Origin of the sequence: Bartonella doshiae NCTC 12862 = ATCC 700133 (genome assembly GCF_000278155.1) — a bacterium.
Lineage (GTDB): Bacteria > Pseudomonadota > Alphaproteobacteria > Rhizobiales > Rhizobiaceae > Bartonella > Bartonella doshiae.
This window is the reverse complement of sequence record NZ_JH725094.1, coordinates 302,463-324,973: the sequence shown is the minus strand read 5'-3', so window position 1 is coordinate 324,973 and position 22,511 is coordinate 302,463. Positions and strand designations below refer to the sequence as shown.

At 38.2% G+C, this 22,511-nt stretch carries 20 protein-coding genes; 16 read left to right on the top strand and 4 right to left on the bottom strand.

Annotated features, from left to right (window positions below):
* The first annotated feature begins 13 nt into the window (after positions 1 to 13).
* From MCS_RS01515 to MCS_RS01505, 3 genes are all read left to right on the top strand, one after another.
* Complete coding sequence (locus MCS_RS01515) at positions 14 to 415, top strand: hypothetical protein (protein ID WP_004854723.1); 402 nt, start codon at positions 14 to 16, stop codon at positions 413 to 415.
* 177 nt (positions 416 to 592) lie between these two features.
* Positions 593 to 997, top strand: coding sequence for a hypothetical protein (locus tag MCS_RS01510; protein WP_004854719.1), 405 nt, complete (start codon positions 593 to 595; stop codon positions 995 to 997).
* Positions 998 to 1,447: 450 nt separating this feature from the next.
* On the top strand, positions 1,448 to 2,308 hold the full coding sequence (locus MCS_RS01505; RefSeq protein ID WP_004854716.1) for a phytoene/squalene synthase family protein: 861 nt from the start codon (positions 1,448 to 1,450) through the stop codon (positions 2,306 to 2,308).
* 682 nt (positions 2,309 to 2,990) lie between these two features.
* On the opposite strand, the gene MCS_RS01500 is transcribed toward MCS_RS01505, so the two are convergent.
* Positions 2,991 to 4,880, bottom strand: a complete 1,890-nt coding sequence (locus MCS_RS01500) for a peptidyl-prolyl cis-trans isomerase (protein WP_004854713.1) — start codon at positions 4,878 to 4,880, stop codon at positions 2,991 to 2,993.
* A gap of 156 nt (positions 4,881 to 5,036) precedes the next feature.
* On the opposite strand from MCS_RS01500, the gene tpiA reads away from it, so the two are divergent.
* The 12 genes from tpiA to MCS_RS01440 all read left to right on the top strand — a co-directional run bounded on the left by tpiA (position 5,037) and on the right by MCS_RS01440 (position 17,829).
* Positions 5,037 to 5,801, top strand: coding sequence for a triose-phosphate isomerase (gene tpiA / locus MCS_RS01495; RefSeq protein ID WP_004854709.1), 765 nt, complete (start codon positions 5,037 to 5,039; stop codon positions 5,799 to 5,801).
* 81 nt (positions 5,802 to 5,882) lie between these two features.
* A complete protein-coding gene (gene secG / locus MCS_RS01490) occupies positions 5,883 to 6,338 on the top strand; it encodes a preprotein translocase subunit SecG (RefSeq protein WP_004854707.1) in 456 nt (151 codons plus the stop codon).
* Between the two features lie 129 nt (positions 6,339 to 6,467).
* Positions 6,468 to 8,096 carry a CTP synthase gene (locus MCS_RS01485; RefSeq protein ID WP_004854705.1) on the top strand — a complete coding sequence of 543 codons (1,629 nt, stop codon included), beginning with the start codon at positions 6,468 to 6,470 and terminating at the stop codon, positions 8,094 to 8,096.
* A gap of 338 nt (positions 8,097 to 8,434) precedes the next feature.
* Entirely contained in the window at positions 8,435 to 9,703 is a 1,269-nt protein-coding gene (gene eno, locus MCS_RS01480) for a phosphopyruvate hydratase (protein ID WP_004854702.1), read from the top strand.
* Between the two features lie 117 nt (positions 9,704 to 9,820).
* Positions 9,821 to 10,225: a TM2 domain-containing protein gene (locus MCS_RS01475; RefSeq protein WP_004854700.1), complete on the top strand. Its 405-nt coding sequence runs from the start codon at positions 9,821 to 9,823 to the stop codon at positions 10,223 to 10,225.
* 179 nt (positions 10,226 to 10,404) lie between these two features.
* Positions 10,405 to 10,734 (top strand): FtsB family cell division protein, encoded by a 330-nt coding sequence (locus MCS_RS01470; protein WP_004854697.1) that lies wholly within the window; start codon positions 10,405 to 10,407, stop codon positions 10,732 to 10,734.
* 128 nt (positions 10,735 to 10,862) lie between these two features.
* On the top strand, positions 10,863 to 11,903 hold the full coding sequence (pdhA, locus tag MCS_RS01465; RefSeq protein WP_004854695.1) for a pyruvate dehydrogenase (acetyl-transferring) E1 component subunit alpha: 1,041 nt from the start codon (positions 10,863 to 10,865) through the stop codon (positions 11,901 to 11,903).
* Positions 11,904 to 11,919: 16 nt separating this feature from the next.
* Positions 11,920 to 13,293 carry a pyruvate dehydrogenase complex E1 component subunit beta gene (locus tag MCS_RS01460; protein ID WP_004854693.1) on the top strand — a complete coding sequence of 458 codons (1,374 nt, stop codon included), beginning with the start codon at positions 11,920 to 11,922 and terminating at the stop codon, positions 13,291 to 13,293.
* Between the two features lie 13 nt (positions 13,294 to 13,306).
* Positions 13,307 to 14,641 (top strand): pyruvate dehydrogenase complex dihydrolipoamide acetyltransferase, encoded by a 1,335-nt coding sequence (locus MCS_RS01455; RefSeq protein ID WP_004854689.1) that lies wholly within the window; start codon positions 13,307 to 13,309, stop codon positions 14,639 to 14,641.
* Positions 14,642 to 14,865: 224 nt separating this feature from the next.
* Complete coding sequence (lpdA, locus tag MCS_RS01450; RefSeq protein ID WP_004854687.1) at positions 14,866 to 16,326, top strand: dihydrolipoyl dehydrogenase; 1,461 nt, start codon at positions 14,866 to 14,868, stop codon at positions 16,324 to 16,326.
* A gap of 76 nt (positions 16,327 to 16,402) precedes the next feature.
* Complete coding sequence (gene lipA, locus MCS_RS01445) at positions 16,403 to 17,365, top strand: lipoyl synthase (protein ID WP_004854682.1); 963 nt, start codon at positions 16,403 to 16,405, stop codon at positions 17,363 to 17,365.
* Between the two features lie 2 nt (positions 17,366 to 17,367).
* On the top strand, positions 17,368 to 17,829 hold the full coding sequence (locus MCS_RS01440) for a type II toxin-antitoxin system RatA family toxin (RefSeq protein ID WP_004854680.1): 462 nt from the start codon (positions 17,368 to 17,370) through the stop codon (positions 17,827 to 17,829).
* 74 nt (positions 17,830 to 17,903) lie between these two features.
* Here MCS_RS01440 and MCS_RS01435 read toward each other — a convergent pair whose 3' ends face one another.
* The 3 genes from MCS_RS01435 to rirA are packed head-to-tail and all read right to left on the bottom strand — an operon-like array spanning position 17,904 to position 20,056.
* The gene (locus MCS_RS01435; protein WP_004854678.1) at positions 17,904 to 18,392 is read right to left on the bottom strand and encodes a CinA family protein; all 489 of its coding nucleotides are present in this window, start codon (positions 18,390 to 18,392) and stop codon (positions 17,904 to 17,906) included.
* Positions 18,389 to 19,582 carry a bifunctional 2-C-methyl-D-erythritol 4-phosphate cytidylyltransferase/2-C-methyl-D-erythritol 2,4-cyclodiphosphate synthase gene (locus MCS_RS01430; RefSeq protein WP_172462897.1) on the bottom strand — a complete coding sequence of 398 codons (1,194 nt, stop codon included), beginning with the start codon at positions 19,580 to 19,582 and terminating at the stop codon, positions 18,389 to 18,391. The genes MCS_RS01435 and MCS_RS01430 overlap by 4 nt, the downstream gene beginning before the upstream one ends.
* A gap of 18 nt (positions 19,583 to 19,600) precedes the next feature.
* Positions 19,601 to 20,056, bottom strand: a complete 456-nt coding sequence (gene rirA, locus MCS_RS01425) for an iron-responsive transcriptional regulator RirA (protein WP_004854674.1) — start codon at positions 20,054 to 20,056, stop codon at positions 19,601 to 19,603.
* A 182-nt stretch (positions 20,057 to 20,238) separates the two neighbouring features.
* On the opposite strand from rirA, the gene MCS_RS01420 reads away from it, so the two are divergent.
* Complete coding sequence (locus MCS_RS01420; protein ID WP_004854672.1) at positions 20,239 to 22,497, top strand: sensor histidine kinase; 2,259 nt, start codon at positions 20,239 to 20,241, stop codon at positions 22,495 to 22,497.
* Positions 22,498 to 22,511: the final 14 nt, after the last annotated feature.

Sequence of the window (22,511 nt, the reverse complement as noted above, 5' to 3'; positions counted from 1 at the left end):
GAAGGAGGGGGAAATGAAGAAAATCTTAAAACTGTTGAGTTGCATAGCTCTGTTAAGTATAGCTGGATGTGAGTATAAAGCTGAGGTTCCCTTATCAGCTTGGGAATTATGGGATAAGCCTGGTGCAAATACAATTGATATAGGGAAAGCGCTGTTAGAATGTGGCATGCCAACACCTTATAATCGTGATGAATACAACAGAAAGTTAGACGGAAATGCGAACGCATTAATTGAAGCTTGCATGGTTCAAGCAGGTTTTAGATATAAGTCCGGATATTTGAGTTCGTGTGAGTTTTTTGATGCTCGTTTTCCGATTTGTCATTCAGGTGCTCTCATTCCTCAAAGAAGTGTTAAGAAACGTTTGAACAGTCCCCATTGTAAAAGAAATAGAAACAAGCCTGAATGTCTACCGTAGTTTTTTGATGTTGATATGATTAAGAGTAATCCTTAGTTCTCCTTATCTTTTGCATAAGTGTGTGGGCCGATTGTATCTACACTCAACATGTTTCAAATTGGTATGGACAGAGGAATATAAAACATCAACAAGCTTATAAGCAATCTTATTGTAAAAAATCATTGAAGGAGAGGAAAAATGAAAACAACTTTAAAGTTATTGGGTGGATTGGCTTTGTTTATTATAGCTGGATGTTTTCCAGGTCCTCACCAGGCTGTGGACGTATTAGAGAAGCTAGGAGAAGATAAGATTGAGATTAAAAAAGCACTATTAGAGTGTGGAATGCTGAACCCTCATGATGATTATATGATGGATTATAGAGAGTTAAGCATAAATGCGAATACATCTATTTATGCATGCTTAACCCAAGCAGGTTTTCATAGTAAACTAGGATGGGAGTGGAGAAGTCGGTGTAGAAATTATAATGCCGAAGATCTTCCGATTTGTGTGCCAGGTGCTGTCATCCCTCAGCGCAGTGTAAAGAAGCGTCTAAATAGTGTTTATTGTCAAACATACAAAAATAAACCTGAATGCCAGCCTTAAGTTTTGTTGTTTGTGATGATCAAAAATGCGCCATCCTTGCCTTCGCTTGCCTGTGCGGGATTGTTTTCTCAATCCACTCTCTCATTCAGTCCTGAATTGTCTTGGGAAGTGGAGACACAAATATCAACAGGCTTACGAGCCTTCTTATTGTAAACAACCCCATTGAAGGAGGTGGAAAATGAAAAAATCTTAAAATATTTGAGTGGAATAGCTTTCTTAAGCACGGTTAGACATATAGGCACATCTTCCATATCATCTTAGGGATGTAGGAGAAGTCTAGTATGGATTTACTGAGACAGCAGAAAGTTAGAAGTCGAGATACTTTAGGATATCTGGTATAGCTAAAAAATCCTCTTCTTTTACTTTTATTTATATATCTCCTGTGTTTGAAAATATAAATCAAAACAAATTATTAATTTTTTTAAAAAAGTAGGTTACTGTTACGGTAGAATGATAAATTTTCTTCCTTACTGTTTTGATATTTTACGTGCTACAGATCGCGATCGTTATATATCGGTTTTATTTGCACCTAAAAAAAAGCGCAGAGCACTGGCTGCACTTTATGCTTTTAATGCAGAGGTTTCCCGTATTCGCGAAAGTGTGCATGATCCGCTTATTGGTGAAATAAGGTTACGCTGGTGGTATGATTCTATCGCTGATGGTGAAATACAAAAAAGCGAAAATAATCCAATTTTAAGTGATTTAGTTGCAGCGATGACTCTCTTTAACTTATCTAAGACAGATTTTTTACGTTATTGTGATGCTCAAATTTTGGATCTCTATCACAACCCAATAGCAACTCTTTGCGATCTCGAATCTTATTGTGCTGAAACCGCAAGTATAATTTTGCAGCTTTCTTGTCAGATATTGGATTTTGAGGCTGCACAAAATTTTACAGATGCTTATAAACATGGAGGAGTTGCTCAGGGATTAAGCGGTGTATTGCGTCTTTTGTCATTTATGCGATCACGATATCACTATTATTTACCTGCTGATGTACTCAAAGCTGTTGCGGTGGAGAGGGATGAGTTAGAGGCTAACCATGTTAGTGATGTACAAAAACGCCATATAATTGAAGCTATAGTCGCTTTATCGCAAGATCATTATACCAAGTTTTATAAGCACTTTGGTACTTTGCCTAGAACACTTAAACCAGCATTCCTTCCACTGGCAATTATACCAGCGTCCCTTCAAAAATCGTTACAGATGGGAGCAGAAGTTTTTCAAGAAAATACAACTTTACCTTTGCTTCATCGCTATTGGTTGATAACAAAAGCAGCAATGAGCAGTAACCTCCCGAAACCATTATAGAACAAAACTATAAAAAATGAAAGGAAATTAAAGAAACAGCAAAAATGGGAATGGATTTTTTTATTGAAGATAAAAGTAATATTGTGATTCTAATTCGTTTTTTTCTATTTTTAAATAAGCTGATGGGTTGGTTGCGATGATCTTAAAACAGAGAATTTTACTTATCATATTGGAAGTTATACATATTCATTGGCTAGCTTGTACATTTTATGCAGTGCGTCGTATCTGACGGTGCGTAGATAAGATAAAATAAAATCTATCTGATTTATGACATTTTGAATTTCATATTCAGTGATTTGAAAAAGAGAGCAGATGTTATAATATCTGATGAAACGTAGCCTTTTTTTATGAGAAACTTTACCTTTACAGGCTATAGCAAAGTTTGCGACTATGAATAGATATTACGAATAAACTATGGAACATCATAATTGAATTACCAACTTTTATAAAAAAATTTAAAGGATAATTCAGATGGGTAGCATCTTTTATTTTAGTATCATAAGCGATCTTTCAAATTTACGTGTGATTTTCCAAAAAAATTGAAAATTTGCAAAAGAACTTAATAATTTATATAGATTTTTTTACAGAAAAAGTGAAAAAAGAAAAAAACTCTCTCACTTTTTAACTATTGGTGAACTTTTAGGCTTGAACAAGTAAATATTAAAAACTATTTGCAGCATTTTTATTGGGGAGCATTAAAAATTTTATTATAATTATTATTATTAATTTCCAAAGGGTTTTCCTTATTAGCAACTTGTAGCATTTCTAGCTTTAAGTCTTCTCTTATCATCATATCTATATTGGTACGAATATCGGGAGACAGGGTGTGAGCAGTGGTGTCTTTAGGCATAGTTATAGACTTTATTTGATAAACGATACGGTTTTTTGCATCCGAACCTTTTACTACACCGTAATGGCCTTTTGCGCCAGAAAATAATGCTCTCATACCTTCAGATCCAAGGATTTCAGATGAGTCTTGGCGCCGTAGGGCTTTTGTTGTGTTTATTGTAACGCCAAGAGTATGAGCAAGAGAAATAAGGCTTTTTCCTTCAGTGAGTTGTTTGAGAGCATCTGCGGCTTTTTCATCAAGAAGGCGTTGGATTTCTTCATTTTTCCATTGGGAAAGTGCGTCTTTCTTAGCTTCTTCAAGTGTTTTATCACGGGCAGGTATGATTGCATCTATTTTATACCAAAGATATCCACCATCTTGAAGAGAGAGCGGATCAAGATCAGCTCCTTCGTTTGATTGATAGATAGAGTTTAATAACGTGTCTTTGTGAGGCAAATCCGTGAGCATTACACCTTCAATTGTTTTTCCTGTTTTATCAAGGGTCATTGTACGTAAAGACAATTTATATTGGTCAGCAAGCTCATTGAAAGAAGCACCTTCAAAACGTGCATTTTCAATTGCTGTATAATTGCTACGCATGTTCTCTGCAGCACGATTTTTGGCAAGCGTCTTGCGAATGTTTTCCTCTACATTTTCAAAGGGGATAGAACCTGAAGGTGCAATATGTGTCACGCGAATGATAACAGGGCCTTTTAAATCATTGATTACAGCACTGACTTGTCCTTGTTTGAGCTCAAAAACTTCCAAGGCCAAATGATTAGGAAATTCATTTTCTGCTAAGGGACCTTTTGTTATATCTTTGAGAGACTTTTTTTCAGCTTTAACTAAGTCTTCAAAACTTAGTCCATCGGCTATTTTTTTTGCTGCATTATCAGCTGCTTCGCGTGTAGGGAATCGTAATTCTTCAATTGTTCGTTTCTCAGGTGTTATAAAATGTGAAGCATTTTGGGTATAATAGGCTTTAGCTTCTTCTATGGAGATGTCTTTTGGTTTCACAAAGTCATCTGGTTTCATAGATAATAAAGAGATGGTGCGATATTCTGGAGTACGAAATTCACTTTTATGAGTTTCAAACCATTTTTGTAATGTTTCGTGACTGGGGTCCGCGATTGTTTTCTTTTCATTTGGATTAATAATAAGATAATCAGCAGTACGCGTTTCTCCTTGATAGAGAGCTAATGCTTTATAAAAGAGATCGGGTGCTTTCATCCCAGACAATGAAGCTGAAATGATCTGATTACGCTTTTTCTTTTTAGTATAATAATCAAGGAAGTTACTTTCGTTGACATGTAATTGTTGAAGATAGTTACGAAAAAGATTTTGATTAAAGACGCCATTCGCTTGAAATATGTTATCAGCACCAATGATATGGGCTATTGCATCTTTTGAAAGATTAATTTTCATTTTACGCGCCTGCTCATCAAATAACACATCCTGCTGTAATTGACTGAAAACAAAAGCAGGAATTCTATATTGCTGTATTTCATGGGGTGTAAACATTCGTCCAAGATTCGAAGCGAGCGCTAAATTTATGCTTTGATCAGCAAGTGCGAGACGATAACCATCAACAGTTATTATTGATTCTCCAGAAGTGATAAGATCTCTTTCACCCTTTGTATGTAACTGGGGTATGCCCCATAAAAGAATGAAGCATAAGAGTAAAATAGCAAGAAAAGACCTAGAAATCCAAGAGTTTGTAGCATTTCGTATGATGTCAAGCATCGTTTAATTCCATTTATTAGCATAAGTTATCATCAAAGCAGTGGTAGAATTTGCAATAAAGATACGTAAGATGCAAGCTTAAAGACTTGCTTTCGTTTTATAATTTGATACCTAAGAATAAAGAAAATGTTTTGTGATAGCTTTTGAGGTGAAAACATGGCTCCAAATATTCGGCCTTTGATTGCTGGAAATTGGAAAATGAATGGAACTAGTGAATCGCTTGGGGAACTCCGTGCTATCGCTGCTGGCGTTAGTTCTGATCTAGGACGTTTATTTGAGGCGCTTATCTGTGTTCCTGCAACGCTTTTGTCACGTGCTTCCGATACATTAAGTGGTGAGAATCTTCTTTTAGGGGGACAAAATTGTCATTTTGATGATAGTGGTCCTTATACGGGAGATATTTCTGCTTTTATGTTGAAAGAAGCAGGGGCAAAATATGTCATTATTGGGCATTCAGAACGTCGTTCAGTTTATCAGGAAAATGATTCAATTGTTCGCGCTAAAGTGCAAGCGGCGTGGCGAGCAGGTCTTGTTGCCCTTGTTTGTGTTGGTGAAACATTGGAAGAGCACAAAAGTAATAAAGTACTGGATGTGCTTGCACGACAGCTTGAGGAGTCTTTGCCGGATGGTGCAACTGCAGGAAATGTGATTATCGCTTATGAACCTGTGTGGGCTATAGGTACAGGTAATACGGCGACTTCAGAAGATGTTGCAAAAGTACATAGTTTTATTCGTGATAAAATGCGCTCTCGTTTTGGTGATAAAGGAGATAAGATGCGATTGCTTTATGGTGGATCAGTAAAGCCATCCAATGCATTTGAGCTTTTGGGGACTGCGCATGTAAATGGAGCACTGATAGGTGGAGCAAGCTTAAAGGCGACAGATTTTTTAACTATTTGTGATGTTTATCGCAAATTATAATAGAGGAAGCTTTGTTTCCCCTTGGATTGTGTGCAATTTATGTGTAAATAGCCATAAAGAGTTATTTAAAGAGCAAAATTTATGCAAACAGTACTTATTGTTATTCATTTTTTGGTTGTTATCGCTTTAGTTTGTGTTGTATTGATTCAACCTTCAGAAGGCGGTGGACTTGGTGTGAGTAGTGGTTCAGGGCTGATGAGAACACGCGGTACTAAAAACGCATTAACGCGTTTGACAGCTATACTTGCATGTTGTTTCTTTGCGCTATCCATTGGACTTATCATTGTTGGAAATATATCAAACACCAGTTCTGATATTCTTAAGCGTATACCGGTTAATTCAGAACAAAATTCTTTGAAGAAAGAGGCCTCGGAAGCAGCACCTTCATTGAATAGTGAGACTCAGCCTTCTATTATTGAGCAATTAGGTGGTGTTTCAGTTCCATCTCAGGAACAAAACAAACCTACAGTGCCTTCTGTTGAAAATCCAGTTCCACAACCCATTGAAAATGCGCTTCCTGATCATGGAGCAAAATAGTTTTTTCAAAAGATATTAGATTTTTAAAAAGGTGATTTTTTACCTTTCTTTATTTTTTAGAAGAAAAATTGTTTTTTTTTGTATTTTTTGCTGGAAAAGTTGTGATAAAATGCTTATCACCATAAGCCCATGGCTCGTTATGTTTTTATTACTGGTGGTGTGGTTTCTTCTCTTGGGAAAGGTATCGCTGCGGCAGCGTTAGCTGCTTTATTGCAGGCTCGTGGGTATAGTGTGCGGCTTCGCAAGCTTGATCCATATTTAAATGTTGATCCAGGTACGATGTCTCCTTATCAACATGGTGAGGTTTTTGTAACCGATGATGGGGCTGAAACAGATCTTGATCTTGGCCATTATGAGCGTTTTACTGGGCGTTTTGCAAATAGCCAAGACAATATTACAACAGGGCGTATTTATCGTAATATTATTGAGCGAGAACGACGCGGTGATTATTTGGGAGCGACTGTTCAGGTTATTCCTCATGTTACGGATGAAATTAAAAAATTCATTACTACTGGGAACGAGGAATTTGACTTTGTTTTGTGTGAAATAGGAGGAACGGTTGGGGATATTGAGGCCATGCCTTTTCTTGAAGCGATTCGTCAGATTCATAATGAATTGCCAAGAAAAACTGTTATTTATGTGCATCTTACATTGATGCCTTATATTCCTTCTGCAGGTGAATTAAAAACGAAACCAACACAACATTCCGTTAAAGAGTTGCAATCGATTGGCATTGCGCCTGATATTCTTTTGGTACGTGCAGATCGCCCTATTCCAGAAACAGAACGAAGCAAATTATCCCTTTTTTGTAATGTTCGTCCAAGTGCTGTGATCCAAGCATTAGATATGCCAACAATTTATGATGTTCCCATGGCATATCATAAAGAGGGTTTGGACTCGGAAGTTCTTTCTGCTTTTGGAATTGATCCGGAACCTAAGCCAAAAATGGATCGTTGGGAGGATATTACGCATCGAATTCATCATCCTGAAGGGGAGGTTGTGATTGCAGTCGTTGGAAAGTATACCGGCTTGAAAGATGCTTATAAATCTCTTATCGAGGCGATTGCACATGGTGGGTTGGCTAATAAAGTGAAGGTGAATATTGAGTGGATTGAAGCGGAGCTTTTTGAAAGAGAAGATCCAGCATCTTATTTACAAAAAGTTCACGGTATTTTGGTTCCTGGTGCTTTTGGGGCACGTGGTGCAGAAGGTAAAATTCGAGCAATTCAATTTGCACGGGAGCGTAGAATTCCATTTTTAGGAATTTGTTTTGGTATGCAATTAGCATGTATAGAGGTTGCACGTAATATTGCGCATATTGAAAATGCTTCATCGAGTGAATTTTGCGAAACAAAGAATCCAATTGTAGGTTTAATGACAGAATGGCTTAAAGGAGATGTTCTTGAGAAACGCACAAAATGTGAGAATCTTGGTGGCACGATGCGTCTTGGTGCTTTTACTGCGGAACTAAAGGAAGGCAGCCATATTGCCAAAATTTATGGGATGACTAGGATTTGTGAGCGGCATCGTCATCGTTATGAAGTGAATATTGACTATAAAGATAAGCTAGAGAAGTGTGGATTGATTTTTTCTGGGATGTCTCCAGATGGTATTTTGCCAGAAGCAATAGAATATATAGATCATCCCTGGTTCATTGGTGTTCAATATCACCCAGAACTGAAATCGCGTCCATTTGATCCGCATCCACTTTTTTCTTCTTTCATTGAAGCTACTGTAGAACAGAGTAGATTGGTTTAGTTCATAGATTTTGTAATTTACTTTTTGAGAAATAAAACATCTAAGCAAAATATTTTTGATATGCGTTCATGAGTTATTCTATGTCCATTTGAGCTTTTGTTATTTTCGATGATCGTACATTCCTTGGGGAAGTCTGAATATCTCCCAATAATGCATAAAAGTTTAGATCATACATCTTTTAACAGGATTAATACGATTAAAGTTAATAACTTACAAAGATTACTTGAGACTTTAATAGAATTTTATTATCTGTCAAAAAATGAGTGAATACATGATATAGAGAGTGTTATGTTTAAATTTAGATTAAATCAGAACTTCTGTTGGATAAGGAAACTCATATGACTGCAATTATCGATATCATTGGGCGTGAAGTAATTGATAGCCGAGGTAATCCAACAGTAGAAGTTGATGTTCATTTGGAAGATGGAGCCTTTGGCCGTGCGATTGTTCCTTCAGGAGCATCGACAGGTGCACATGAAGCTATCGAGCTTCGTGATGGTGGACTACGCTATCAAGGTAAAGGTGTTGAAAAAGCGGTTGCTGCAGTAAATGGTGAAATTTTTGAAGAACTTGGTGGACGAGATGCAAGAGATCAAATTGCTATTGATCAAGCAATGATCGCTTTGGATGGGACGCCAAATAAAGCGCGTCTTGGCGCCAATGCAATTCTTGGTGTTTCATTAGCTGTTGCAAAAGCGGCAGCGAACTCATTGAATTTGCCTCTGTATCGTTATATTGGTGGTACACAAGCACATATTTTGCCAGTCCCCATGATGAATATTATTAATGGTGGCGTACATGCTGATAATCCAATTGATTTTCAAGAGTTTATGATTATTCCTATAGGAGCATCTACAGTGAAAGAGGCCATTCGCTATGGTGCTGAAATTTTTCACACATTGAAAAAACGCTTAAAAGACGCGGGATATAATACCAATGTTGGTGATGAAGGTGGTTTTGCTCCTCAATTTAAGAGTGCAGAGCAAGCAATTGATTTCATTATGGAATCCATAATAGCATGTGAGTATAAGCCAGGCAAGCAAATTGCTATTGGTTTAGATTGTGCATCAACAGAATTTTATAAAAATGGTTCATATTTTTATAAAGGAGAGGGTAAATGTCGTGATGCTCAAGAACAGGTAGATTATTTGGAGCGACTTGTTGAAAATTATCCTATTATTACAATTGAAGATGGGATGGCTGAGGATGATTGGGAAGGATGGAAGTTGCTTACTGATTCGATAGGAGCAAAGTGTCAACTCGTTGGTGATGATTTATTTGTAACAAATTCTGCACGTTTACGCGATGGTATCAAAAGGGGCGCTGCAAATTCAATTCTTATTAAAGTAAATCAGATTGGCACGCTGAGTGAAACACTTGATGCCGTAGAAATAGCCCATAAAGCAGGTTATCGTACTGTTATATCTCACCGTTCAGGTGAAACGGAGGACACGTTTATTGCAGATCTTGCTGTTGCAACGAATAGTGGGCAAATCAAGACAGGTTCTCTTGCACGTTCGGATAGATTAGCAAAATATAATCAACTTATTCGTATTGAAGAAATACTAGGAACACAGGCATGTTATGCTGGTAATTTCCATTGTTGATTTTTATAGGCATAGGATATCAGTTTTTCTTTAAGATTCTGGTGCCATTTGAATGTGATTGTTAGATTCAACTGTTTTATCAATGGCATGTAAGCAGCAGTTTTATAGGTGGTAAAGATGAGAGGTGTGATTATTAGTCAGGATCAAGGGACTTATCTTGTTTCAGGTGATGATTGTAAGCGTTACCAATTTGCGACTTGGGACTGGTTAGGAAAAAAACCACCAAAAGTGGGTGATCATGTTGATTTTGTGTGTGAAGATGGTGTTATAAATTCGGTTTTTCCGCTGTTAAAACAGGATTCAGGGCACAAAAAAGTAATGATTGCATTCATTTGTTGGTTTGCTGGTATATTTGGAGTTCATCGCTTTATGGTTGGTAAAGTTTGGACTGGTGCTTTAATGCTTATTTTATCTATATCATTATTTGGATTATTTATTACAGGGATTTGGTCCATTATTGATTTTATACTCATTTTAACAGGGAATTTTACTGACAAAGATGGGCATAAAGTTACAAATTAGGAAATACTAAATATTGTGATATAAATAGGCAATGTCGCATGTCTTTGTTGTGGCAGGAGTATCCAGCGTGTAACAACAAATTTTTTGTGTATATGGATTTAGTAATAAGGTATTAATAAAAATTATGCATAGTTGGGGCAGACATTAAAAAAAATATGCTATGAAAACTGTGCGATTTTATGTGGACAAAACAGAAACGCAGATCAATTAAAATACGTTTTGTACTCCCACTTATGACTGTGGGAGTTCTAAGCTATTTCAGTTATCATATTTATCATGGTTCATATGGGTTGTATTCACGCAGTGAAGTTAATCAACATATTATAGAATTAGAAGAGGAACTTCATAACGTAGAAGCTGAGCGGATATCTATTGAAAAACGTATTTCTCTTTTACGTAATGGGCATATTGAAAAGGATATGTTGGATGAATATGCTCGGAAAAATTTAAACGTTTCCAAGCCAAATGAATTGACAATTTTAACTCCTTTCAGCGATATTAAAAATTAATTATAAGTCACGTAATTAAAAAAAATATTTTAAAACAATTGCCTATGATATTATTTGCGCTGATTGATAATGCTTGTAACTTTTGTTCGTAAAGGTTATTTCTAAATAATCATAACAGGGAGTTTATTATGGCAGAACGGTCTAAAAAAAATTCTGCGTCGGTAGTGCATACAGCATTATCAAATACCACAAAGAGAGCACAAAGAGCTAGTTTCACGAAAGAAGAAGAGATTGGTGTTTATCGCGAGATGCTTTTAATTCGTCGTTTTGAAGAAAAAGCAGGTCAGCTTTATGGGATGGGGCTTATTGGTGGTTTTTGCCATCTTTATATTGGTCAAGAAGCTGTTGTTATTGGAACGCTGAAGGCATCAAAAGAAGGGGATCAAGTTATCACGTCTTATCGTGATCATGGCCATATGTTGGCGGTTGGAATGAGTCCACGTGGTGTTATGGCAGAATTAACAGGGCGTCGAGGTGGCTTTTCTAAGGGGAAGGGTGGATCGATGCACATGTTTTCTAAAGAAAAAAATTTTTATGGGGGACATGGTATTGTTGGTGCTCAAGTTCCGATTGGTTCAGGCTTGGCATTTTCGAATCAGTATCTTGGTAAAGATAATGTGACGTTGGTTTATTTTGGTGATGGTGCTGCAAATCAGGGGCAGGTTTACGAAAGTTTTAATATGGCTTCACTTTGGAAGCTACCTGTTGTTTATATTATTGAAAATAATCAATATGCTATGGGAACCTCAGTTGTACGTGCATCAGCAGAGACAGATTTTTCTCGTCGTGGCCTTTCTTTTGAAATTCCAGGTATAATTGTTAATGGCATGGATGTTCGAGAAGTAAAAGGAGCTGCTGATGAAGCAATTTCTTGGGCGCGTTCGGGCAAAGGTCCTATCATTCTTGATATGCAGACTTATCGCTATCGTGGTCACTCTATGTCTGATCCAGCAAAGTATCGCTCAAAGGAAGAGGTCCAGAAGATAAAAGAAGAGCATGATCCTATTGATCAAGTAAAAGACCGGCTTCTTAAGCAAGGCTTTGCGAGCGAAGATGATTTAAAGTCTATTGATAAAGAAGTGCGTGCGATTGTCGCAGATGCGGCAGACTTTGCGCAAAGTGATCAAGAGCCAGATGCTTCTGAGCTCTATACTGATGTTTTAGTTTGATGCGAAGGGAGCAAGTATGTCTATTGATATTTTGATGCCGGCGCTTTCACCAACGATGGAAGAAGGCAAATTGTCTAAATGGCTCAAGAAAGAAGGCGATAAAGTTAGCTCTGGTGATGTAATTGCTGAGATTGAAACTGATAAAGCAATGATGGAAGTAGAGGCTGTCGATGAAGGTACTCTTGGTAAAATTTATGTGTCTGAAGGTTCTGAAGGAGTGAAGGTTAACACTGTGATTGGGGTGTTATTGGAAGAAGGTGAAACTGTTGAGGATATTTCACAGACTGTCGATTCTTTGAATGTACATCAAAAAACTGGAAGCGGATCTTCTTCTTTTTCTCCTTCAGTGCCAGCATCTCCTCTTTTTGATAGTGCTCCTGATTTCGATATTCCAGCGGGGGCTCAAATGGTTACGATAACGGTACGTGAAGCACTTAATCAGGCAATGGCTGAAGAGATGCGGCGTGATGAAATGGTATTTTTATTGGGGGAAGAAGTTGCGCAATATCAAGGGGCTTATAAGATTAGCCAAGGTTTATTGGAAGAATTTGGTGCACGCCGAGTTATTGATACACCAATTACAGAACATGGTTTTGCAGGATTAGCTGTTGGTGCTGCTTTTGGAGGGTTACGTCCTATTGTCGAGTTTATGACATTTAATTTTGCTATGCAGGCAATTGATCAGATTATCAACTCTGCAGCGAAAACGCGTTATATGTCTGGTGGACAAATGACTGCTCCTATGGTTTTTCGTGGTCCCAATGGTGCGGCTGCGCGTGTTGGTGCTCAGCACTCTCAGTGTTATGCTGCTTGGTATGGTCATGTGCCAGGGCTTAAAGTTGTTATGCCGTATAGTGCTGCAGATGCAAAAGGTTTGCTAAAAGCTGCTATTCGTGATGATAATCCTGTTATTTTTCTTGAAAACGAGATTTTGTATGGCCATCAATTTGATGTTCCTCAAATAGATGATTTTGTTTTACCTATTGGGAAAGCACGGATTCATAAATCTGGGCAAGACGTTACAATTGTTGCGTGTGGCATTGGGATGCATTATGCGGTTCAAGCGCTGCCAGAAATTGAAAAATTTGGTATTGATGTTGAGTTGATTGATTTGCGGACTATTCGTCCGATGGATCTTCCAACAATTGTTTCTTCAGTTAAAAAAACAGGTCGTTTGGTAACAATTGAAGAGGGATATCCTCAGTCGTCAGTGGGAACTGAAATAGCAACACGTGTTATGCAGCAGGCTTTTGACTATCTTGATGCTCCAGTTGCCACGATTTCTGGTAAAGACGTTCCGATGCCTTATGCTGCCAATCTTGAAAAGTTGGCTTTGCCCAACATTGCTGAAATTGTCGAAGCTGTTAAGGCTGTGACTTACAGAGCATAACGGAGGAATCACTATGCCTATTAAGATTACAATGCCTGCGCTTTCTCCTACAATGGAAGAAGGAAATTTATCCAAATGGAATATCAAGGAAGGGGATAAGGTTTCCTCTGGTGATATTATTGCTGAAATTGAGACGGATAAGGCAACAATGGAAGTCGAGGCTGTTGATGAAGGAACAGTCGCTAAAATTGTTATTCCTGCTGGAACGCAGGGTGTTAAAGTGAATTCTTTAATCGTTGTTTTAGCAGAAGAAGGTGAAGATTTAGCTGAAGCTGCAAAGGTTGCAGAAGAAGGTTCTTCCTCTTTTGCAATCAAAGAAAAAGAATTACAGAGTGTCAAACAGACAGACACAAAAATGATGCAAATATCTCATTTATCGCCAGTTCAGCAATCAATACAGCAAGATAAAAAGAATATACGTCTTTTTGCTTCTCCTTTGGCGCGGCGGTTAGCAGCTCAGGCGGGGATCGATTTATCACTTGTTTCGGGCAGTGGTCCACAGGGGCGTATTATCAAGCGTGATGTAGAAAAAGTCATGAGTGGCGGTGTTTTTGAGGATTCATATTCATCACAAAATATACAGCCGGTAGCCTTAGGTATTTCTGACGAACAGATACTAAAACTCTTCAAAGAGGATGAATACACATTTGCACCCCATGATAATATGCGTAAAACAATTGCCAAACGTTTGGTAGAATCAAAGCAAACAGTACCACATTTCTATGTGACAGTGGAGTGTGAACTCGACGCGTTATTAGAGCTGCGTACACAATTGAATGCTGCTGCTCCAATGGTTAAGATGCAAGAAGGATCGAAGCCTACTTATAAGATTTCCGTTAATGATATGGTTATTAAAGCTGTAGCACTTTCCTTAAAGGCTGTTCCCGATGCCAATGTATCTTGGCTTAAAGGTGGAATACTCCGTCACAAACACTGTGATGTTGGTGTTGCTGTCTCTGTTGCGAATGGATTAATTACACCAATTATTCGCCATGCGGAGGAAAAATCTTTGTCAATGATCTCCAATGAAATGAAAGATTTTGCAAAGCGTGCACGTGAACGCAAATTAAAAATGGAAGAATATCAGGGGGGGACAACAGCTGTATCAAATATGGGAATGTATGGTGTGAAAAGTTTTTCTGCTATTCTTAATCCACCGCATGCGACGATTTTTGCGATTGGTGCAGGTGAACAGCGTGCAGTTGTTAAAAATGGTGCATTAGGGATTGCGACAGTGATGTCGGTCACACTTTCTGCTGATCACCGTGCTGTTGATGGTGCGTTAGCAGCAGAGCTTGCGCGAACCTTTAAAAAGATGATTGAAAATCCACTGGCAATGCTCATTTGAGTTGTTTAAATGTGCTTCACATAAATTATGTGCGAATGTGGTATGTTAAAGGATAAAAACAGATTAGGAAAGTTTAAATGGTGGTTTTGCCGTTTTTCCTAGTTTGATCCAAGCTATAGAGAGAATTTGGAATGAAAAACGCAAGAAAATTCTATCGTGTTGGTTTTTAATTTTTAGTTTAAAAAGTGTATATTTGTTTTGTATGTATCCATGGAGGAATGAGTGTGGCAAATCGTTATGATGTAATTGTAATTGGCTCTGGTCCTGGCGGATATGTAACTGCGATTCGGGCGGCGCAGTGCGGTTTCAAGACTGCGATTGTTGAACGTGAGCATTTAGGTGGAATTTGCTTAAATTGGGGTTGCATCCCCACAAAGGCACTTTTACGTTCAGCAGAAATGAAGCATTTTGCTGAACATGCGAAAGATTATGGTCTAAAGCTTAACGGTTCAATTGAAGCAAATATCAAAGATGTTGTGGCACGTTCGCGTGGAGTTTCAGCACGTTTAAATGCTGGTGTTGGTTTTTTGATGAAAAAAAACAAGATTGATATAATTTGGGGCGAAGCAAAACTCACTAAGCAAGCGAAGGGAGATCTGCTTGCAGAAATTATGGTTTCTGCATCATCTAAACCAATTATGCAACCACAAAATCCAGTCCCCAAAGGAACATTAGGAGAGGGGAGCTATCAAGCAAAGCATGTCATTATTGCAACGGGTGCACGTCCTCGTGCTCTTTCTGGTATTGAGCCAGATGGAGAGCTTATTTGGACTTATTTTGAAGCGATGATTCCTCACACAATACCGAAATCGCTTTTGGTAATAGGATCAGGGGCAATTGGTATTGAATTTGCCTCTTTTTATCATGATATGGGGGCGACGGTAACTGTTGTTGAAATGATGCCTCATATTATGCCAGCTGAAGATGTTGAAATTTCAACATTTGCTCGTAAGCAGTTAGAGAAAAGAGGTATACGAATTCTCACGCAAGCAAAAGTAACAAAGGTTGAAAAAGCTTCTGATTCTCTCACCGCGCATATTGATGTGAATGGTAAGACAGAAACAATCACAGCTAATAGGCTTATTTCAGCCGTTGGGGTTCAGGGTAATATTGAAAATCTTGGATTGGAAGCATTAGGTATAAAAACCGATCGCGGGTGTATTGTAACTGATGAATGGAGTTGTACGGGGGTGGAAGGCATTTATGCTATTGGTGATGTAGCAGGTCCTCCTATGTTAGCACATAAAGCAGAAGAAGAAGGTGTGATATGTATTGAGCATCTTGCAGGTTTAAAGAGTGCCCATCCGCTTGATAAAAGAAAAATTCCAGGGTGTATATATTGTACACCACAGGTTGCCTCTGTAGGACTTTCAGAAGCAGCAGCGAAAGAAGCTGGCTATGATATACGTATTGGTCGTTATTCCTTTTCCGCTAATGGTAAAGCAATTGCTTTAGGGGAAGATCAAGGATTAGTGAAAACGATTTTTGATAAAAAAACAGGACAGCTTCTTGGTGCACATATGGTAGGAGTAGAAGTAACAGAACTGATTCAAGGTTTTGTTATTGCTATGAATCTTGAAACAACTGAGGAAGAATTGATGCATACCGTCTTTCCACATCCAACATTGTCGGAAATGATGAAAGAAAGTGTATTGGATGCTTATGGTCAAGTTCTAAATGCTTGATAGCTGGATTGTATGAAAAATCTTGTATTTTGTGATTTTTCATCGGCGTTCCATTATTAAAAAGGCAGAGGCTTAAATGGTTACGGTTGTTGATAAAGTTACGAACAGACGTCTGCGTCATCCTGAGAAGGCGCATCGTCCAGATACAAGCATTCAGAAAAAACCGGATTGGATTCGTGTAAAAGCGCCAACATCACAAATATATAAAGAAACGCATGGAATTGTGCGTGCCAATAAATTGGTAACTGTTTGTGAAGAAGCTGGGTGCCCAAATGTTGGTGAATGTTGGAGCCAGAAGCATGCTAGTTTCATGATTTTAGGTGAGATATGTACACGGGCTTGTGCTTTTTGCAACGTGGCAACAGGTATTCCGCTTGCAGTTGATGAGAATGAGCCAGAACGTGTAGCAGATGCTGTTGCACAGATGGAATTAAAACATGTTGTGATTACATCTGTTGATCGCGATGATCTTGCAGATGGTGGCGCACAGCATTTTGCAAAGGTTATTTATGCTATTCGTCGAAAAGCGCCTAAAACGACAATTGAAGTTCTTACACCTGATTTTCGTCATAAGGATGGCGCGTTAGAAATCGTTGTCGCTGCTAAGCCTGATGTTTTTAACCATAATTTGGAAACAGTTCCCTCTAAATATTTAAAGGTTCGTCCAGGAGCCCGCTATTTTCATTCAGTTCGGTTGTTACAACGCGTTAAAGAACTTGACCCAACAATCTTTACAAAATCAGGTATTATGGTTGGGTTTGGGGAGGAGCGAAATGAAATTCTTCAATTGATGGATGATTTACGCTCTGCTGATGTTGATTTTATGACAATTGGGCAATATTTACAGCCTACACGAAAGCATCATCCGGTTATTCGTTTTGTTTCCCCTGAGGAATTTGAGTCTTTTGCTAAAATTGGTAAAGTGAAGGGTTTTTTGCATATGGCTTCCAATCCTCTGACTCGTTCTTCTCATCATGCAGGGGATGATTTTGCAATTTTGCAAAAGGCACGTGATGAAAAATTTGCTTTACAGAGATAGCTATGCCAACTTTTACAACACAGCGGCAGATTTCTCATAGTGTTCGTGAGATGTTTGATCTTGTCGCGGATATTGAACGCTATCCCGAATTTTTACCAATGTGTGAAGCTTTAATTGTGCGTTCTCGGAAGGAGTATGAGGCAAAGACATTGCTTCTCGCTGACATGACCGTTGGTTATAAAGTGATCCGGGAAACTTTTACAACTCAAGTATTTCTTCATCCGAAGGAAAACCTTATAGAGGTTACATATATTGATGGTCCATTTAAATATCTTGAAAATCGCTGGAAATTTAGTCACATTGAAAATACAAATAAATGTAACATAGAGTTTTTTATTGATTATGAATTTAAAAGTAAAATGCTTGGGCTAGTGATGGGTTCAATGTTTGATGTTGCTTTTCATAAGTTTACCAATGCTTTTGAGATGCGTGCCCATCAAGTTTATGGTTTCCCAGTAGCATAATTCTTTCTATTGTTTTTTACATAAGTAGTTTTGTGTATTTTGGACTGTGTTTGATCAATTATATGTGGAAAATGTTACTTGAGAGAATTCAAAATCATTTGCAAAGCATTTTCGACGGTTGCATAGCGAATAGCATTTCGATCAATATTCCCGAAATGCATTTCTGTATGGAGGGGTTGATGGTTTTTGTAAGCAATTACGAAATGTACAAGTCCCACAGGCTTATGAGGACACGCACCTCCTGGTCCTGCAATTCCTGTTACAGACACTGCAATGTCAGCACGTGAGTGTTTTAAACCACCCTCAGCCATGGCAAGGGCAACTTCTTTTGAAACAGCACCATACGATTTTATAAGTTCAGCGCATACGCCAACAAGACGTGTTTTAGATTCGTTTGAATAAACAATGAATCCACAATCGAGCACATCTGACGAGCCTGCAATATTTGTGAGATTTGCAGCAATAAGGCCCCCTGTACAAGATTCGACAGTTGTTAAGAGGACACCTTTTTGGCGGCAAGCGTTAAGAACTGCATATGCTTTTTCTTCACAAGAATATATCATTTGGGAATTTCTCCTGGATAAAGAACTGTAGCAGTTGCAAGAGCTGCAATACCTTCTTCACGACCAATAAATCCAAGTTTTTCATTTGTTGTCGCTTTAAGTGAGATACGATCTGATGAAATTGTGAGTATCTTCATAAGATTTTCTGTCATTATATGACGGTAGGGGCTGATTTTAGGGTTTTCAGCGATTAGTGTAATATCAACATTGGCAATACGTCCATTTGCTTGTTTAATAATATCAATGGCGTGACGGAGAAAAATTTCTGATGATATATTTTTCCATTTAGGATCAGAGGGAGGAAAATGTGTACCAATATCTCCTGCACCTCGCGTAGCAAGAAGGGCATCTGTGAGTGCATGAAGAGCAACATCAGCATCGGAGTGTCCGTTTAATTTTTTATGAAAAGGAATTTTTATTCCACATAATGTAAGAGAAGTTCCTTCTTCGAAAGAATGAACATCATAACCATTGCCGGTACGAATATCAGGGAACATTTGCATTTTTTTCTGGAGATAGAGATGTGCTGTGTAAAAATCTTCATGCCATGTAATTTTTATATTGTTAGGATCTCCAGGGATGGTCCGCATAGGAAGCCCAAACCATTCGGCAATTGCTGAATCGTCGGTAAATTCTTGTTTGCAAGCTTGCTTTGCTTTTTCATGAGCTTTGAGGATGGATTCAAAGGGAAAACATTGTGGAGTTTGTGCACTATAAAGATGTGTGCGTGGAATTGTTTCTAAAACATGATGAGTATCATTTACACGTTTGAGGGTATCAGAGATGGCGAGAACGGGGAGAACTCCTTCTTGATGGTTGACAGTGGTATGGATTTGTTCAAGGAGTTCGTTTTTGATAAAAGGGCGTGCACCATCATGGATATGTACATATTTTGGTTTATATTTTTCCAAAGCACGAAGTCCATGTAAGGTGGAAATTTGACGTGTGTTGCCTCCTTCAACAATGATAAGATGTTTTTTAAAGTCGGCAATGGCTTGTTGACAGATTTGATCGTCATCTGGATGAATAACTAAGATGATTCTTGTAATGTCTGGATGTTGCAAAAAACAACGCACAGTATGGCAAATGACCGGCTCTTGTCCTAAAAGTCGGTATTGTTTTGGAGTTTTTTGTGGAGATTTTGCTCTTTTACCACGTCCAGCGGCTAATATTATTGCTGCAATAGAAATGTTTCATTTCCTTTCATTTTAATTGATTGTCTTAATTATTTCATCGCTATCAATCTTTGATTGATTTTGAAAGGATGATTGCTGCAAATCAGCAAGAGATGTCATGGATAAAACATCAAAAAAAGCATTTAATGCTTTTTTTAATGTAATATTCAAGCTACAAAAACCAACCAATGGGCAGTTAGATTCTGTCGTATCAAAACATTCTGCGATGGAAAAGTTATCTTCCGTTACTTTCACAACGTCAGCTACTGAAATTTCTGCTGCGGGTTTAGCTAATTTAACTCCTCCATTGCGTCCTCGTACTGTTTGTATAAAACCTGCTTCAACCAGCGGCTGAAGGATTTTAAATAAAAAAAACTCGGAAACGGCATATGCTTTGGCAATTTCTGGAATACGACTAAGAGATCCTTGATTTTCTGCACAGTACATGAGCATCCGGAGGGCATAATTTGTTTGTTTGGTTAATCGCATCTCTCCTCCTCTGTAAAAGTATTACTGAACGTACTTTAATGTTAAAGGTATTCTGAAAGATATAGAAGTTCTTTCTTCATGTTTTGTTAGATTGGCTACATTTTAAACGTGGTATTGGTATTGTCAATTTTTGTCACAAGAGGTTATATGGAGATAACGGAATAAGGTAATGTAAGTTAATCATGAATACAACATCTGTGATAAACCACCAAGACAGTGATCAAGATACTTATAATGATGATTTGTATCGCTTAAGTAAGGTGTATATCTTTTTAGGTATCACAATCATTGTATTGGCTCTACTCACAGCGTCTGTCTCATTTATTGTTCTTATTGGGTTAACCCCTGTTGTTCCTAATAGAACTGTCACTCTTATTCTTATAGGAATTAATAGTGTTTGGGTATTAGGTCTTGTAATCATTGTTTTTTATGAGATGATCCCCATCATTCATGCATGGCGATCAAGGCGTGCTGGTTCCCGTCTTCATGTGCGTCTTATTTCGCTCTTTGCACTTGTTGCAACAGTGCCAGCTGTTGCTGTTGCTCTTGTATCAGGTCCTGCGCTTAATTTGGGTCTTGATAGATGGTTTGATACGACAACACGGCAAATTGTAGGTTCTTCTATTGATTTAGCCAATGCCTATGCAGATGAAATGCTTCAAAACATGAAGAATTTATCCTATGCTATGGCATTTGCACTCGATAACAAAAAGCTTTTAGAGCGTAATCCAGCTGAATATCGTATGCAGTTGACGCGTCACGCTGTAGGACGGAATCTGCGTGGTGCATTTTTGTTAGGTTCGAGTGGAACTGTTTTTATCTCGAGTGATTTTGGTGATGAAGAGACATTGCCTATCCCCCCATCCAATCTTATCGAGCGTGCAACCAGTGCAAGACCATTTTCTTTTCAACCAGGAGTTCACGATTATTTTGGTATTATTTTAAAATTTACCAATATTCCCAACACATTTTTATATTTAGTGCGTGATGTTGATAAAGATGTTTTATCTGCTTTGCGTTTGACAGAAGTCAATACAGACCGTTATCGTGATTTAAATGAAAATCGTCTGTTGACGCAAATCGCATTTGGTATGCTTTATCTATGCCTTTTTTTTAGTTTATTCTTATCAGCCATTTGGGCTGGTATTGCTGTTGCTGATCGGTTGGTGCGTCCTATTCGTCTTCTTATTGGTGCAGCTGATAATGTTGCTTCTGGAAATATGGAAGTTTTTGTACCTGTACGCGCGAGGGACGGAGATATTGGGCAATTATCAAAAACTTTTAATTATATGGTGAGTGAATTAAAAAGTCGACGTAATGAATTAATTGCGGTTCGTGATCAAATTGATGAGAGGCGGCGTTTTTCTGAAGCCGTTTTGTCTGGTGTAACAGCAGGTGTGGCTGGAATTAATGATAATGGCGAGATTACAATTATCAATCGGTCTATTGAGACGATGTTTGATATTCGTTCTGAAGAAGTTATTGGGCAGAGTCTCTTATCGTTGAGTACTGAAATTGGACAGGTTTTTCAGCTCGCATGTTCCTCAGGTCGCAAAAATCATCGTGAGCAGGTAACCCTAAGGGTTGCAGGACAAGAACGTGTTTGTAATGTGCAGATTACGATGGAGGAGGATGATGGGCAGGGACAATCTTGGGTCTTAACCATTGACGATATTACAGATCTTGTTGAAGCACAACGTTCATCGGCATGGGCCGATATTGCACGTCGTATAGCACACGAAATTAAAAATCCACTTACACCTATTCAGTTATCAGCTGAACGTATTCGTAAACGTTACAACAAAGTGATTACACAGGATAGGGAAGTTTTTGAGCGGTGTATTGATACGATTATTCGCCAAGTTGGGGATATTGGGCGTATGGTTGATGAGTTTTCTTCTTTTGCGCGTATGCCTAAACCGCAAATGGATATTTTAGATATACGCGGATTGCTACGAGAAGCATGTTTCTTGATAGAAGTTACACGACATGATATTCATTTTGAGCAAGATTTAGGGAATGTACCACTTATGGGTGCATTTGATAATCGTCTCATTGTACAGGCTTTGTGTAATGTCATAAAAAATGCGAGTGAGTCTATTGATTCAGTTGTACGAGAGGAAGGTATTCACGGCCATATTCTTGTTCGTTCTTATCGTCAAGAAGGGTATGTGGTTGTGGATGTTATTGATAACGGTAAAGGGCTTCCTAAAGAACAAAGGCACAAATTATTAGAGCCTTACATAACAACACGAGAAAAAGGGACAGGGCTTGGATTGGCCATTGTACGAAAAGTTATTGAAGATCATGGTGGTTATATGGAATTGCATGACGCACCGAAGGTTTTTTATGAAGGTCGTGGCGCGATGATCCGTTTGATATTTCCTGCGGATGGGATTAAGCAGGATAGTATTGTGCAAGCCGCGAATCATAAATCATAAGATAGGGGAATAGA

Bases quoted from the DNA above. Each gene is read 5' to 3' on its own strand.
- MCS_RS01515 (WP_004854723.1), top strand. From the start codon at position 14: ATGAAGAAAATCTTAAAACTGTTGAGTTGCATAGCTCTGTTAAGTATA.
- MCS_RS01510 (WP_004854719.1), top strand. From the start codon at position 593: ATGAAAACAACTTTAAAGTTATTGGGTGGATTGGCTTTGTTTATTATA.
- MCS_RS01505 (WP_004854716.1), top strand. From the start codon at position 1,448: ATGATAAATTTTCTTCCTTACTGTTTTGATATTTTACGTGCTACAGAT.
- MCS_RS01500 (WP_004854713.1), bottom strand. From the start codon at position 4,880: ATGCTTGACATCATACGAAATGCTACAAACTCTTGGATTTCTAGGTCT.
- tpiA (WP_004854709.1), top strand. From the start codon at position 5,037: ATGGCTCCAAATATTCGGCCTTTGATTGCTGGAAATTGGAAAATGAAT.
- secG (WP_004854707.1), top strand. From the start codon at position 5,883: ATGCAAACAGTACTTATTGTTATTCATTTTTTGGTTGTTATCGCTTTA.
- MCS_RS01485 (WP_004854705.1), top strand. From the start codon at position 6,468: ATGGCTCGTTATGTTTTTATTACTGGTGGTGTGGTTTCTTCTCTTGGG.
- eno (WP_004854702.1), top strand. From the start codon at position 8,435: ATGACTGCAATTATCGATATCATTGGGCGTGAAGTAATTGATAGCCGA.
- MCS_RS01475 (WP_004854700.1), top strand. From the start codon at position 9,821: ATGAGAGGTGTGATTATTAGTCAGGATCAAGGGACTTATCTTGTTTCA.
- MCS_RS01470 (WP_004854697.1), top strand. From the start codon at position 10,405: ATGTGGACAAAACAGAAACGCAGATCAATTAAAATACGTTTTGTACTC.
- pdhA (WP_004854695.1), top strand. From the start codon at position 10,863: ATGGCAGAACGGTCTAAAAAAAATTCTGCGTCGGTAGTGCATACAGCA.
- MCS_RS01460 (WP_004854693.1), top strand. From the start codon at position 11,920: ATGTCTATTGATATTTTGATGCCGGCGCTTTCACCAACGATGGAAGAA.
- MCS_RS01455 (WP_004854689.1), top strand. From the start codon at position 13,307: ATGCCTATTAAGATTACAATGCCTGCGCTTTCTCCTACAATGGAAGAA.
- lipA (WP_004854682.1), top strand. From the start codon at position 16,403: ATGGTTACGGTTGTTGATAAAGTTACGAACAGACGTCTGCGTCATCCT.
- MCS_RS01440 (WP_004854680.1), top strand. From the start codon at position 17,368: ATGCCAACTTTTACAACACAGCGGCAGATTTCTCATAGTGTTCGTGAG.
- MCS_RS01435 (WP_004854678.1), bottom strand. From the start codon at position 18,392: ATGATATATTCTTGTGAAGAAAAAGCATATGCAGTTCTTAACGCTTGC.
- rirA (WP_004854674.1), bottom strand. From the start codon at position 20,056: ATGCGATTAACCAAACAAACAAATTATGCCCTCCGGATGCTCATGTAC.
- MCS_RS01420 (WP_004854672.1), top strand. From the start codon at position 20,239: ATGAATACAACATCTGTGATAAACCACCAAGACAGTGATCAAGATACT.